The sequence below is a fragment of the Sorangium sp. So ce327 genome (assembly GCF_051530205.1).
Taxonomy (GTDB): domain Bacteria; phylum Myxococcota_A; class Polyangia; order Polyangiales; family Polyangiaceae; genus Sorangium; species Sorangium cellulosum_B.
On sequence record NZ_CP150330.1, the window covers coordinates 5,036,932 to 5,050,058 of the forward strand.

Annotated in this window: 11 protein-coding genes and 1 pseudogene; 6 read left to right on the plus strand and 6 right to left on the minus strand. The window is 69.5% G+C overall.

Annotated elements, in window-relative coordinates; all coding sequences use genetic code 11:
• Positions 1-16: 16 nt before the first annotated feature.
• Both WME95_RS18855 and WME95_RS18860 read right to left on the minus strand, forming a co-directional pair.
• Complete coding sequence (locus WME95_RS18855) at positions 17-1,261, minus strand: glutathionylspermidine synthase family protein (protein ID WP_437909745.1); 1,245 nt, start codon at positions 1,259-1,261, stop codon at positions 17-19.
• The gene (locus WME95_RS18860) at positions 1,258-2,109 is read right to left on the minus strand and encodes a DUF350 domain-containing protein (RefSeq protein ID WP_437553418.1); all 852 of its coding nucleotides are present in this window, start codon (positions 2,107-2,109) and stop codon (positions 1,258-1,260) included. Before WME95_RS18860 ends, WME95_RS18855 begins: the two co-directional genes overlap by 4 nt.
• A gap of 159 nt (positions 2,110-2,268) precedes the next feature.
• Between WME95_RS18860 and WME95_RS18865 the strand changes: the two genes are divergently transcribed.
• The 4 genes from WME95_RS18865 (at position 2,269) to WME95_RS18880 (ending at position 6,155) form a co-directional block, all read left to right on the plus strand.
• Positions 2,269-3,216 (plus strand): hypothetical protein, encoded by a 948-nt coding sequence (locus tag WME95_RS18865; RefSeq protein ID WP_437909746.1) that lies wholly within the window; start codon positions 2,269-2,271, stop codon positions 3,214-3,216.
• A 5-nt stretch (positions 3,217-3,221) separates the two neighbouring features.
• Positions 3,222-4,571 (plus strand): hypothetical protein, encoded by a 1,350-nt coding sequence (locus WME95_RS18870; protein ID WP_437910998.1) that lies wholly within the window; start codon positions 3,222-3,224, stop codon positions 4,569-4,571.
• 2 nt (positions 4,572-4,573) lie between these two features.
• Positions 4,574-5,146 carry a hypothetical protein gene (locus WME95_RS18875; protein WP_437553421.1) on the plus strand — a complete coding sequence of 191 codons (573 nt, stop codon included), beginning with the start codon at positions 4,574-4,576 and terminating at the stop codon, positions 5,144-5,146.
• A 61-nt stretch (positions 5,147-5,207) separates the two neighbouring features.
• The gene (locus WME95_RS18880; protein ID WP_437909747.1) at positions 5,208-6,155 is read left to right on the plus strand and encodes an STAS domain-containing protein; all 948 of its coding nucleotides are present in this window, start codon (positions 5,208-5,210) and stop codon (positions 6,153-6,155) included.
• A gap of 203 nt (positions 6,156-6,358) precedes the next feature.
• On the opposite strand, the gene WME95_RS18885 is transcribed toward WME95_RS18880, so the two are convergent.
• On the minus strand, positions 6,359-6,964 hold the full coding sequence (locus WME95_RS18885) for a hypothetical protein (RefSeq protein ID WP_437909748.1): 606 nt from the start codon (positions 6,962-6,964) through the stop codon (positions 6,359-6,361).
• 11 nt (positions 6,965-6,975) lie between these two features.
• Positions 6,976-8,256 (minus strand): TPM domain-containing protein, encoded by a 1,281-nt coding sequence (locus tag WME95_RS18890; protein ID WP_437909749.1) that lies wholly within the window; start codon positions 8,254-8,256, stop codon positions 6,976-6,978.
• Positions 8,257-8,859: 603 nt separating this feature from the next.
• Here WME95_RS18890 and WME95_RS18895 point away from each other — a divergent pair.
• Positions 8,860-9,816 (plus strand): transposase zinc-binding domain-containing protein, encoded by a 957-nt coding sequence (locus WME95_RS18895; RefSeq protein WP_437909750.1) that lies wholly within the window; start codon positions 8,860-8,862, stop codon positions 9,814-9,816.
• A gap of 223 nt (positions 9,817-10,039) precedes the next feature.
• A pseudogene (locus WME95_RS18900) lies at positions 10,040-10,249 on the plus strand (LysR substrate-binding domain-containing protein); the annotation flags it as partial.
• Positions 10,250-10,252: 3 nt separating this feature from the next.
• Here the strand turns inward: WME95_RS18900 and WME95_RS18905 are convergent.
• On the minus strand, positions 10,253-11,857 hold the full coding sequence (locus tag WME95_RS18905; protein WP_437909751.1) for a hypothetical protein: 1,605 nt from the start codon (positions 11,855-11,857) through the stop codon (positions 10,253-10,255).
• Between the two features lie 117 nt (positions 11,858-11,974).
• Positions 11,975-13,054: a hypothetical protein gene (locus WME95_RS18910; RefSeq protein ID WP_437909752.1), complete on the minus strand. Its 1,080-nt coding sequence runs from the start codon at positions 13,052-13,054 to the stop codon at positions 11,975-11,977.
• Positions 13,055-13,127 lie beyond the last annotated feature (73 nt).

Genomic DNA, 13,127 nt, shown 5'->3' on the forward strand with positions numbered 1-13,127 from the left:
CGCCCCGCGAACGCGCCTACCGCACGAGCGCCGGCGCGCTCAGCGCGGCCACGTCCGTCATCCCGGCCTGGACGCGCGCATAGATCCCGCACGCCTCGCCGGCGATCAGGTAGATCCCGTAGTTGACCGACTCGCGCCGCGCGTTCTCCAGCGCGGAGAAGTACCGCTGCGCGATCCACCGCCCCTCCCGGGCCTTGGCCAGGGACGCGCGCCAGGCCTCGTCGGGGGTGTGGCGCCCGAGGATCACCTCTTCTCCCTCGGCGCCGTAATCGCTCTTGAGGACCCACTCCTCGCGCTGCGCGAGGAGCAGCTCGGGGTGCACCGTCTCCAGCCGCGACGTCACCGGGACGTGACGCTGGATCACCGACTGCGCGTGCGGCGAGAAGCGATGGAGGTGCTCCCACATGAACGCCATCGAGCGCTTGTTCTGCGGCAGCACGGCGCCGAGCGGGTTCAGGATCGCGGCGCGCCCGTCGGCCGCGGCGGACAGCACGGCGCCGAGCGGGCCGGCGAGCGGCTCGGCGTCGGGGATCTGCTCGTCGGTCCACACGCTCGAGCGCTCTCCCCACCAGTCCGTCTTGTAATGGCGCAAGAGGACAGAGAAGGGGACGTCGAAGAGCGACAGGCCGCGCTCGTCGTGGCCGAGGTTGTACGGCGAGCCGAGGAGCACGGAATACCCGCGCTCCGTGAGCCAGCGCTGGTAGAGGCGGATGACCGAGAGGTCCTCGGTGAACTCCGTCGGATAGACGAAGCCTAGGCGCCGCGTCGCGGCCTCGCCGAGGAGCGCGCGGGCGACCTCGTCCACCATCGCGCAGAACCGGGCGCCGAGCTCGCCGTTGGGGTCGCGCGCGCCCGGGTGGTCCGGCGCCGCGAGCGCGCTGAGCACGACCGCCTCCGCCTCGCCCGTCGGCGTGTCGCAGTTCAGCTCGGCGATCGCCGGGCCCTCGTCCGTCAGGAAGACGTCGGCGCGCGCGATGCCGTGCCACAGCGGCTGTGACGAGAGCCACATCGCCTTCTGACAGGGCGTCAGACAGAAGAAGTCGTCGAGCAGCGACGGCTCGTCCGCGACGATCAGGCAAAGCTCGTTGTAGACGGCCGCGACCTCCTCGGCGGCGCGGTACAGGGCGCGCTGCTCGGCGGCCGTGACGAACACCGGCTCCTCGCGGAAGCGCGGGGCCCCGTCGAACCAGGGGTCGGTGATGAGGCCCGTGTCGACGATCTTCGCGGCGAAGGCGTCGTAGGCGTGGTCAGCGGAGGTCATAGGAGGCGCGCGATGGCGATCGCGGTCGCGAGGTAGGTCGTCGCCTCGAGCGCGCCGAGCCCCTCGTTGCGGTCGGCCGCGATGCCCGCGTCGAGGCGGCCGCCGCGCAGCGCGAGCGGCGCGCCGAGCAGCACGCTCTGCACAAGGAGCTGCCGCACGGGGTAGAGGGCGAACAGATAGAGCAGCACCCCGCCATAGCCCTTCAGCGAGATGAAGAGACCCTCGAAGTCGCCCTCCAGCGCCCGCGCGATGATGATCGCCACCGCGATCGAGGCGCCGGCGTAGCTCAGCGCGGCGGCGAGGTTCTCTCCCTGGATCTGCTCGGCGTCATCGTACGTGGTGAGCGCCCGGAAGAGCGAGATGAACACGTGCAGCGTGATCTGCGCGAGGACGAAGAAGCCGAGGGAGATCGCGAGATCGCCGAGATCCTTGCCCGCGATCGCGCGCGAGGTGATGAGCCCGGTCGCCACGTAGTGCGCGCCCGCCGCGAGCCCCGCGGCCGCGTTGCCGCGCTCGATCTCGGCCGGGAGCCGCGCCCTGAGCAGAAGGCGGATCCCGAGCTGGCCGGTCGCGAGCACGAGGAGCAGGCCCACGACGGCGAACGCGCTCACCCAGAGGAGGTCGCGCGCGAAGCCCTCCCCCTCGAGGCAGTTCTTCACGGCGTTCGCGGCGACGAGGAACACCGCGAGGACCTGGCCCACCGTGAGCAGCCGGCGGGCGGCGTTGCTCTCCGTGAGATCGCGGGCGACCGTGTGCGCCGGTGAGAAGACCCTCTGCCCGATGCGCAGCAGGGCGAGCAGAGCGAGCGTGGTGCCCAGCCCGAACCCCATGACGTAGGACAGATCCATGGGACGCACGCTACAGAACGCGCCGCGTCCTCACAAGCCCGAGCCTCGCGTCACGCCGCCGCGAGGCGCAGGCGGGTTTCGGGGTTTGCGGGGCGCCCCGGGCTTTGTGATATGGGTAGGCCTGCCGGGCTGTGACGCCCCGGCTCCGGCGGCGGACCCATGGTCGAACCTCCTTGTGACTCCGGCATCCAGGGCATCTTCGCGCGACCCTATATCGATCTCGAGCCGTACCTCGACCTCGCCCCGCTCGACGAGATCCACGAGGAGATCTGCCTCGGGCTCACGCAGGTGCCGATCGATTACACAGGCGGCAGCCACCGCGCGATGGGCATCATGCCACCTTCGCGCAGCGGCGAGGCGTTCGCCGACTACGGCGAGGTGATCCGCGGCCTCGGCGACGACGAGTTCGCCACATTCCAGCGCCTCTCGGACGACCCCTCGTCGATCGATCGCGCCGCGCGCGACGCGCTCGAGTTCGGCGAGGAGCGCGAGCTCCCGCTCTCCCGGCGGCAGATGCTGTGGCTCAAGTTCCGTCATGGGGTCTATTTCCCCTGGAAGGTCTATGTCGAGCTCATCCCGAACCGCTATTGGAGCGACAAGAGCCGGAGTGAAGGCAAGGATTTCACCCGCCTGGCGAGGTCGTTCTTTCCGAGGACGATCGCCTACGTGAAGCGCCTGCCGTTCTCGTCGATAGGGCGCTGCAACATCATGGGTCTCGAGGCCAACGATCACGGCACGGTGCACCACGACGGGGAGGGGACGCCAGGGGAGGGGAGGGCCCCGGGGAAGCGGAGCGCGCCGGACAGCGAGCCCGACCACTTCATCACGCTCTGTCCCGCGGGCAACAAGCGCCTGTTCCTGTGGGACGAGCGGGCGCGGCGGAAGACGGCGGTCGCCGGCCGGGCCTACTGGTTCAACGATCACGATTACCACGGCGTCGAGGCGGACCCGTATTTCAGGTACTCGGTGCGCATCGACGGCACCTTCACGCCGGAGTTCATTGAGGTGCTCCGGCGCGACCACGCCAGGGCGGCAGGGGTCGCGCCGCCCGCGCCGCCGGCGCAGGCCGAGCGCGCGCCGCAGGGCGCGGGGGAGGCCGCCGCGTGAGCCAGATGGACGAGCCGTTCGAGCGCGCCGAGGTGCTCGACAAGCCCGGGATCGTCGGGGCGCGCTGGTGGCACAAGGGCCTGGCCGACGCGCCGAAGGACGCGTCGCGGCGGAACGCGATCCTGGCCGCGCTCGGCGCGGTCGGGCTCGTCGGCGTGGCGGCCGCGATCGCCGTGGCCGCGGACGGGTGCTCGGACGACGAGACCGCGGTGCAGAGGAAGCGGGCGCTCGACATGCAGCGGACGTTCGGCTGGAGCTTCGGCGCCGCGCAGGAGAGCGTGACGTTCGACGGCGAGTCGAAGAAGCCGTTCGATCGGGCCGCGCTCGTGAGGATGTCCACCGACCTCAGGCCGGCGGACGAGGGCGCGCGCGCTTACTACGTGCCCGCGCTGTTCGAGTCGCCGTCGGCCGTGCCCACGCTCGTCGCCGAGGGGGATCCTGCGCCCATCACGCCGCTCGGCGACGTGCTCCGGCCGATCTTCACGCCGGCGATGGACCGCGCCTACCGGAGCGGTAAGGCGCTCGCGTCGCTCCTCCTCGCCGCCCGGACGGATAGCGGGCTGCCCCGCGATATCGCGGTCATCGTGGATCTCGATGGCCCCGAGTCGGTGGCCTTCGCCGCGGGCGCGGCGGAGGCGTTCGACGCGGTGTTCACGTTCGACAACTGGCCGCACCCGCGGGGCGTCGTCAAGGCGCACCTGACGCTCGCCGCGGCGGCGTACTACCAGCCGCTCTTCGCTCGCTCGGTTCCCGGCCCCCGCGCGACGATGTTCGTCCTCGATCGACAGCGGCTCTCGCCCTATTCGGACGACGCCACGCAGTTCGACAACCGGCATGTCGCGAGGCTGCCGTCCGCCGATGCGCTCTGGGACCGAGGGGTTCGCCATGTGCTGGTCGTGGTGCCCACGGAGAGGGACACGACCGAGTCGGACGACCTCAACGACGACCTCGTTGCGTTCCGGTCGCGCCGGCTCGACGTCGGGTTGATGGCCGCGAACGTCTTTGCCGCCGACCCGGCGGAGCCGAAGCCCGCGAACGAGACGGAGGACTGGCCTCCCTACTACTATGGCGGCCGCGCCGCGTCGCACGGCTGGTTCTGGATCGACTATCCGTGGGGGCCGCCCCCGCGCCCTGCGCCGGTCGAGCCGAGCGCGCCGAGGCCCGCCAAATCGTACGTGCCGGCGCAGCGCGCGACGGCGTTCTCGAGCGGCACCGCGTCGAGCGGGGTGTCGCCGGGCCCGGACGGCTTCGGGACGGTGCCAGTCGTCGTGGCGCTCGGCACCGGCGTGATCCTCGGCGCGGCCCTCAGCCGGAGCGGCTCGTGGAACCGGGCTTCGGGCGGATACGGAGGTTGACCGTGGAGCACTCGATCTTCGCGATGGAGGTGTGCGCGCGCATGGACCCCGGGAGCACGCTGCAGCGCGCGCTGCACGATGCCGTCCAGGTCCAGTTCGAGAAGATGAGCCTGCAATACAAGTGGTACCAGTACCGCCGCGCGCAGATGGCGCTGCTGTCCAACCTGCACGCCCTCGAGAAGGGGTGCTGGGACTACTTCGATGACGACTCCCGGGCGCTCAACGATTACGGCATGTGGTCCCGCGGCATGATCACGGAGGAGGGCGCGCGCAAGGGGCCGTCGGGGACGCCGGACCCGTACCGCGGCCAGCCTCGCTACCTGACCTTCACGATGGCGTTCCTGCTGATCCAGGGCTCACCCACGGACCGGATGCTCCGCACGGTCTGCGACATCCCCAAGGACCGCCTGTGGCGCCGCGACGTGTTTGGCCACATCCTCCAGAACCTCGGCCACGTGAGCTTCGCCAGCGTGAAGTCGGATGTCATCTACCTGATCCCGCGGGACGAGGGCTGGGCGCTGACGGCCGACGATCTGACGGATCCCAAGTTCCACTACCTGCGGAAGATCGTGTAACACCGTGTAACCCGGCGAGTCGCCCGTCGTTGTCTGGTGGGTCGAGCGAGGTCGATGCGTGATGGAGGAAACCGAGCTGGACACGATCGCGGCGCTCCGGAGCGAGAACGACCGCCTCAGGCAGCGCGTCGCCGAGCTCGAGAGGGAGCGCGGGAGCGACGACCCGGATCTCTCGTTTCGTCTCCCATATCGCCAGATAGTCGAGCACTTCCCCATCGGCATCGTCGTCCGTCGCGCGGATGGCGCGTCCATCGGCGCCAACCGGCTACATTACGCGGCCACGGGGGTCGAGCCGCCGACGCCGGAGACCAAGCTGCACAACATCCTCCACGACGAGCAGGCCGTCGAGGGGGGATTCGCGGCCGGGTTCCTGCGCGCGGCGCAGGGCGAGATCGTCGAGCTGGAGCCGAAGCTCGTTGATGTATCCCGCGTGGGCTTGCCGGGCGCCTACGACATCAAGCTATGGATTGACACGCTCTTCTTCCCCGTCACCGACGAGGCCGGCGCAAGATACGTCATCGAGACGCACCGCGACGTGACCCGGCAGCAGCTCGAGCTCTTCGAGCGCCAGGCGGCCGAGGAGGAGAACCGGCGGCTGCAGGAGGAGATACAGCGCACGCGGGAGGCCGCGCTGCGCGCCCTCTCCACGCCGCTCATCCCCATCGCCGAAGGCGTGCTGGCCATGCCCCTCGTCGGCGACTTTGACAAGGATCGCGCCCGCCAAGTGCTCGAGACCCTCCTCGACGGCGTGGTCCAGCGCGGGGCCCGCACGGCGATCCTCTACGTCACCGGCGTCACCGGCGCCGGGCAAGAGGTCGCCCAGGGGCTCGTCCAGATCGCCAAGGCCGTGCGCCTGCTCGGCGCCGAGGTGGTGCTCACCGGCGTCCAGCCGCAGATGGCCCGGGTCATCGCCGCCATCGAGGAGAGCCTCCACGGCGTCGTCGTCCGCAGCACCCTCGAGAGCGGCATCGACCACGCGCTGCGGGCACGCCGGGCGGCCGGGCGCTGAGGGGCCGCCCTCGGGCGCAGATGGCGCTGCTGTCCAATCTGCACGCCATCGAAAAGGGGTGTTCCAAGGACCGCCTTGGGCGCCGCGACGTGTTTGGCCACTCCTCCAGAACCTCGATCACGTGAGCTTCGCCAGCGTGAAGTCGGATGTCATCTACCTGATCCCACGGGACGAGGAGGTGAGAGCAGCAGTCGGCCGCTGCCTTACCAGGTGTCGATCTCGTTCGAGAGCGGCACGCGCGCCGGCAGGCCGAAGAGGCGCGCGGCGAGCTGCGCGGAGAGCCCCGCGGCGAGCGCGTTGTACGCGCTGGCGTCCTCGTCATAGCGCCTTCGCTCGATGCTCACCCGGTTGTCCGCGCCGGCGAGCTCCGCGTCGCGCTCGGGCGAGGGCGCCGCGCCCTCGTGGCGCGCGCGGGTGCGCTCCCGGCGCTCGACGACGTTCTCGACCTGCGCCCTCCTGCGTTCCACCTCGGCGCGCCCCTGCTCCAGCGAGGCGCGCGCCGAGAGGAGCAGACCGCCGAGCACCAGGGCGATCGCCGAGAGGGCGGCGCCCGCCCAGCGGAGCCGCCGCCGGGCCGCGTCCCTCCGCGCCGCCTCGCGCTGCCGCCGCGCCGCGAGTTCCTCCACCGCCCGGCGCACGTGGTGGGGTGGTATCTCGAGCTCGGCGCCGACGCGCTCGAGATCCTCGATGCGGAGCCGATCCTTGTCCGCCTCGGCGAGGCGCGCGGCGAGCGCGATCACCTCGTCGACGTCCTCGTAATCGACCTTCCTCGCCTGCTCCGCTTCGAGCTCTGTCGCACGCTCGTTCATCGACGTTCCTCCTACCAGCTCGAGCTCGCGCCGCCGCCCCCGAATGATCCGCCACCGCCGCTGTAACCGCTGCTCGATGATGACGACGACGACGAGGAGGAGGACGAGGAGTACGAGGACGAGGAGTACGACGAGGTCGAGCTCGAGGCGGAAGACGAGCCCGACGGCGCGGCCTGGCCGCTGGCGGGCAGGAGCGTCATGGCCGGGACCAGGCCGAACACGAAGCACATGAAGAGCGCCAGGTAGAGCGACACGTCCATGGAGCTGACGAGCCCGAACAGACCGGCGCCGAACGGGACGACGATGGCGATGGCGATGGCAGATAACCTCACGCGCCGTAGGAAGGGTTCCTCCGGCGCTCTCTTCAGAAACAGGCTCCGTCCGGCGACCAGGCCCATCAGCGTCGCGATGAGCATCACGCCGAGGAGCGGGCCTGCCTGGTTCGTCAGGTAGGTCGATGCGGCGGCCTGGGAGAGCGCCCCGTAAGCCGATACCGACGCGAACGCCGCGAGCCCCGGGACGACCAGGAAGGCGAGGACGGCCGTGGCGGCGATAAGCAGTTTCCCTCGCCGGCCCGCCATGTGCCCTTCGAGATCGCCCAGCGTCGCAGGGGAGCGCGGCGCGCGCCGGACCACGAAGCCGAGCAGGACGCCGAACAGCGCACCGAGCGCGTAATGCGCGATGTAGCGCGCCTCGATGTGCGTCGACGGTGACCCGAGCAGCGCCAGCGTCCCCCCCGGCCCCATCTTCTGGTCCGCCGTGAGGGCGACCAGCCTGCCCACCACGAAGCCCGCGGCGCTGCCGTACTGCGAGCGCCGGAGGTCGTCGCGGGACGCGTCGAGGATCGCGCGGCACACGCCGTCGGTCAGGATGTCCTCCAGGCCGTAACCCACCTCGATGCGCATCCGCCGGTCGTCGATGGCCAGCGTGTACAGCACCCCGTTGTCCTGCTTCTCCGTGCCCCCGCCCCAGGCCTCGGCGATCTCCAGCGAGTAATCCTCGATGGGCACGCCGCCCGTGGTCCTCACGAGCAGAACGGCGATCTGCACGCCGGTCCTCTCGCGGTGCGCGAGGAGCTTGCGCGCGAGGTCGTCTCGCTCCTTCGGCGTGAGCACGCCCGCGTGGTCGTTCACCGGGGCCTGGATCGTCACGGCCGGCGCCGCGAGCGCGTAGGATACCGTGAACAGGATCACAAGCACGCCGAGCGCTGCGACGAGGAGGAGCCGCACACCGCGGCCGCTCCCCACCGCCGTTCCCGCCCCCGGCCACCCTCCCAGTCGAATTGAGCTCATCCTGCCATGGAGAGCCCGGGTCGAGGGGAGGAGCAACGCCGAAGCCCGGATCGGACGCCACGGCATTGCGTCGTGACGCCGCCCATCTGCAAGGGGAAAACAATTCGGAGAAGCAGAAATAAACCTGAATAGTTTCGAAATGTTGGCTGCTGTGCCCGACAGCTGCGTGGCAGGCGCGGGGAGGCCGGGGGAGCTGTACGGGGCCATGGGCGCGCCCGTGCCGGTGCCGGCGGCGCGGGTCGTCAAGCACGAGCCTGGCACGGCTCATCCATGGTCCCGATGAGAGGCATGACCATCACCTGCTTGGTGATCGGGATCATCGGCGTGGACAGCTCCGCTAGCCGGCTCTGCTGCACCCGGATGATCTCCTCCTGCAACGCTGCGCGCTCGCGCTCTCGCGTTCTCGCGCGCCGACATATCGAGCGCGAGGCGGGGGCTCGGCGAGCGCCTCCGCCGCCGCGGCAGCGAGCGTCGCGGCCCGCCGCCCCCCGGCCCGCCGCTCCGCCATGGCGCCGCCATGGGCGATAGCCCGGCGGGTTGTCGAAATTCGCGGCGAAAACGCGCCCTCACCGCGTGGCGTGCGGCGTGCGGTGTCGGCGCCGTGTGGCCAGCGCGGCTCGCACCACGGGCGTCGTCTACGAGCGCCGTCGCCCCGAGAAGACGACGCTCTACGAGATTGTGCGCGACAACGTGGAGACGCTGTACGGGGCCATCGACGACGGCGCCATCGCGGTCCGGATACCCAAGCACGCGAAGAAGGAGATCGAAGCCTACCTCGACTGCGGGCTGCTCTGCCGCGGGTTCGCGCGGCTCCGGTGCGAGCGCTGCGAAGAGAGTCGGCTGGTGGCCTTCAGCTGTAACGGACGCGGTTTCTGCCCGTCGTGTCTGGGCCGACGCATGTGTTCCACGGCGGCGAACCTGATCGAGGACATCCTGCCCGAGGTGGCGCACCGTCCGTGGGTGTTGACGTTTCCGTTTCCGTGGCGGCGCAGGCTCGCCCAGGACGGGGCGTTGTTCGGCGTGCTGACCCGCCTCTTCGTCGAGAGCGTGGAGCGGTTCTACGAAAAACGCGCCGCGCGCCGAGGCGCGTGCGGCGCGGTCAAGAGCGGCGCGGTGACCGCCGTGCAACGCACGTCCGGCGACATGCGGCTCAATCCGCATCTGCACGTGGTCTTCCTCGACGGGGCTTATCACGAACACGGCACCGAGCTCGTGTGGAACGAACTCGGTCACCTGCGAACACGCGAGGTCGGTCAGGTCCTAGAGCACGCCGTCGGGCGGATGCTCCGTTACCTTCGGCGGCACGGGCATGCGCCGCACATTTGCGATCGACGTCCTCGAGTGCCCAGCTTGCAAGGGGCGGATGAAGCTCGTCGCCATGGTGACCGAGCCAAGGAACATCGCCCGCTTCCTCTCCGCGCTCGGCGAGCCGACCGATGTTCCAGCACGCTCTCCCAACCGAGGGCCGCCGTACTGGGGGTTCGGGGCGCAGGGCGCCGCAGGCGACCCGGAGCCCCGAGCGTTGAAGAGCACCGTTCTGCGCCGCAAGGCGCCCGGTGACGCCGCATAGCGTCTCGCGACGCGCCTCCCGGGCCAGACCAACGCCCGGACGGACACGTGTGCCCGCGGCACGCCGATGCGCCCCTAGCGCGCTCGGCGCCGCCCGGACCACGCTCTTTCGACCCAGGACCGAGCCATCACGACGCTCGCGGTCCCACCCTTTCGGTTTGCTGCGCACCACTTCTTCGCGCTGCGATCCGGCTTCTTTTACCTACGCGCTCCGCTCCTCGCGGCGTGCCTCGCAGGCCAAGGGATCGCGCAGGTGATCGAGCTCTACGTGCGCGAGCACCTGGCCGACGGACGGCTGGTTCAAGTGCTCCCGGAGTGGGCCGAAGAGACGTATCCCCTCTACGTGTACCATCACTCCGCGCAGCTCATGTCGGTCAAGGTCCGCGCGTTCCTGGAGTTCGTCGTCGCGCTGACACGCGCGTAGCGTTCAGTGCGTCGTCGCGCCGCCGAGCGTGGGGACCGCCTCGTCGCTCTCCACCGCGAGCGGGGCCGAGGTCGTCGGCGTGGAGCACGTGTTCCCGTCCGCGTGCGCCGCGAGGAAATCCTCGAGCACGCCCTCGCGGTGCGGGAGGAAGAAATCGGTGAGCGCCGTCGAGAGATCCCCGTCCTCCCGGACATGGACGAACCGGAGCGCCGTATCCTCCACGGGCCACGTCACGTTGTTGCCAAGCGAGTCGCCGGCGCTCAGCTGGTGGCACCCGGCGCAAGACTGGGTGGTGGCGCGGTTGGCCACGTCCGCGGGCGTGAAGACGCTGTCCCGCCCGAGGCGCACGAGCTCGGCCTGGATCCGGTCGCGCAGATCGAGGTTCGGCAGCGAATTGAACTCCGGCAGCAGCTGATTCAGGTAGTCGTTGCTGTCGTCGACGGTGCTCTGGCCCGCGTTGTAGAGGGCCTCCCTCGAGTTCTTGAGCTGGATGTCGTTGATGTCGCCGCTGAGGGTCGTGAGCTTGTCGACCGACTCGAGGAAGTCGTCCATGAACCACGTGTAGCGGAAGTCGCTCTGGTCGAAGTCCGTGCCGAACAGCTCGCCGAAGGGGTTCTCCTTCACCGTGACCGGCTTGAAGGTGAGCCGATCTCCGCCGTTCGGCCCGTCGGGGGTCTTCGCGATCTTGAACTCACGGAGCTGCCAGATCTGGCCGGGCTGGACCTGCCCGGGGGCGCCGGGGTTGCCCATGAACTGGTTGGTGCGGATCTGGCCCGTGCCGCGGCGGCCTCCGGGGCCGTGGACCGCGTCGGCGAAGTTGTCCGGGTGGAGCACCGGACCGAAGCCGGCGTCGAGCAGGCCGACGGTGAAGAACGTCTCGAGCTCGTTGGCGCGCTCGGCCGCGTCCAGGGTCGAGAGGCGCGCCCAGAACTCGGCCACCGGGAGGCATGCGGCGAGGCCGCATTCGGGGTGGGGGTTCGGGAGCTGGGCCTCGAAGATGAACAGGTTGCGGTCGGCGATGCCGGCCGTCTTCTTGGCGTAGACGATCCGGTACTCGCCGCAGTGCGAACCGTCCAGCGGCGCCAGATCGAAGCGGTTCACGACCGCGATCGGCTCCACGAAGTCCGGCGAATTCGGGTCGAACGGATCGCTCGTGGCGAGGCGGCCCTCCCTCCGGCCGCACGAGATCCGGTAGCCGTTGAGCGTGGCCCAATCCTCGCTGTCGGTCACGTCGTCGCAATGGACGGCATCGGGGAACTGAGCCGCCACGGACTTGTTGAAGAAGTCCCACCAGCGCCGGTAGAGATCGAGGGCTGTCTGTTCACCCCCGGTCTCCGCCCTCATGATGAGCTGATTGAGGACGAACTGGAGCGGGAACCGGGTCATGGCTTGCGGGTCGGTGACCTTCGTGAGGATCAGCGATCGCAGCGGCTCGATATCCAGCGGGGCCGACAGCGCCTGCCGGCGCTCCGAGGCGCGCTCCTCGGCGTCGATGCCGGCGACCTCGCCGGGCGCGCCCGCGTCGCCGCACGCGGCCAGAGAGGCGGACGCCGCGGCGCACATGACCGCCGCGGCAAACGGGAACCTGGAGGCATAACGAAGGTGCATGAACACTCCTGTGGAGTAGGGCGGACCGGGGTCGATAGCGGGATTCATACCAACGTCGCTCGCGCCGAGCTCGGCCACCGCCGGGGCATGCGCGAGCGCATGCCCCGGCGTATCGCTTCACGGATTGTAGTCAGGATTGTAGTCGCAGAGGCAAACTGAGTATTCATTCTCCGGGGGGGTCCACGAGGTCCCCGTCCAGCTCGACTCGGTCCAGGGGACGTTCCTCCAGATGTCGCACACCTGCCGGCACACCTGCGTCGCGTGATTCGGGTCCCAGATCGGCGCAACATTCTTCTCGACGGCGCCGTCGGCGGGTATCTTGATCTGAGCCGAGGTATACCCAGAGACATCCCAGGCCTCGCTCAGGCGACCTCCCTTGAACTCGCACGTCGTGCCGAAGTGAACGAAGGAGCTGCAGTCAGGGTCGCTCAGGCAGGAGAGCGCGCACTCCTCGAGGTCGAGCCCGAGCTGGGTCTTCCAGATCTCTCCGGCGAGGACCTTCCCCTGGCCGACGTCGAACAGATCAGATGGAGTCTCTTCGAAATAGGCACTGTGCTCAGCGCTGAACAGGTAGGGGTAGTCGAGGTGGTTCAGCCGGTTGTGCGGGTAGTAGTCGCTATTGCACATGATGTTTTTCGTAGGCCATTGCGACGCGCAGTCGGAATGCGGCATGCCGAACGTATGCCCGAGCTCGTGGCCGATGCTTCCGATCCTGCCCAGGTCCCCCTGCTCGGCTCCATCGATGATCCACTCGGGCATGACGGCTGCGCCGAAGCCGGCGGCCGCCCCGTTGCCGTTCACGCTCGAGATGTCGGCCTCCAGGAAGATGATGTACTTGTGGTTGGCGTCCCCCGTGCAGGCGTCAGGGTACACGTCCCTGGCCGCGTTGCAGGCGTTTCCGAGCCAGTACCACTCTGCCAGGCCGCCGTGAAAGCCGTCGGGGTTGGTCAGGAACCAGCTCGTGTCATGATGGCTTTGAACCGTCACGACGTCGTCCGTGGTCATCGTGGCGCCGTAGTTCTGCCATGTCTGACGGTTGTGCTCGACGGCGTTCGCGACGAGAGCGGCGCGGTCACTTCGCTGCGCGTCGCTCGGCACGACGTAGAGGACACGAACACTCTTTGTGCTCGCTTGGGCACTCGCCGTGGCGGCGAGAAGCGTGGCTCCGAACATGGCGAAGGCGAATGTATTTCTCATGGTGTCTCCTTTACGAGGCGTGTGTTCTCGCACGATGTGAGGGCTCGCGTGGGCAATCACGGCTGGCCGAGAG

What these genes read in the sequence shown, in the direction of transcription:
- WME95_RS18855 (WP_437909745.1), bottom strand. Translation starts at nt 1,261, where the DNA reads ATGACCTCCGCTGACCACGCCTACGACGCCTTCGCCGCGAAGATCGTC.
- WME95_RS18860 (WP_437553418.1), bottom strand. Translation starts at nt 2,109, where the DNA reads ATGGATCTGTCCTACGTCATGGGGTTCGGGCTGGGCACCACGCTCGCT.
- WME95_RS18865 (WP_437909746.1), top strand. Translation starts at nt 2,269, where the DNA reads ATGGTCGAACCTCCTTGTGACTCCGGCATCCAGGGCATCTTCGCGCGA.
- WME95_RS18870 (WP_437910998.1), top strand. Translation starts at nt 3,222, where the DNA reads ATGGACGAGCCGTTCGAGCGCGCCGAGGTGCTCGACAAGCCCGGGATC.
- WME95_RS18880 (WP_437909747.1), top strand. Translation starts at nt 5,208, where the DNA reads ATGGAGGAAACCGAGCTGGACACGATCGCGGCGCTCCGGAGCGAGAAC.
- WME95_RS18885 (WP_437909748.1), bottom strand. Translation starts at nt 6,964, where the DNA reads ATGAACGAGCGTGCGACAGAGCTCGAAGCGGAGCAGGCGAGGAAGGTC.
- WME95_RS18890 (WP_437909749.1), bottom strand. Translation starts at nt 8,256, where the DNA reads ATGAGCTCAATTCGACTGGGAGGGTGGCCGGGGGCGGGAACGGCGGTG.
- WME95_RS18905 (WP_437909751.1), bottom strand. Translation starts at nt 11,857, where the DNA reads ATGCACCTTCGTTATGCCTCCAGGTTCCCGTTTGCCGCGGCGGTCATG.
- WME95_RS18910 (WP_437909752.1), bottom strand. Translation starts at nt 13,054, where the DNA reads ATGAGAAATACATTCGCCTTCGCCATGTTCGGAGCCACGCTTCTCGCC.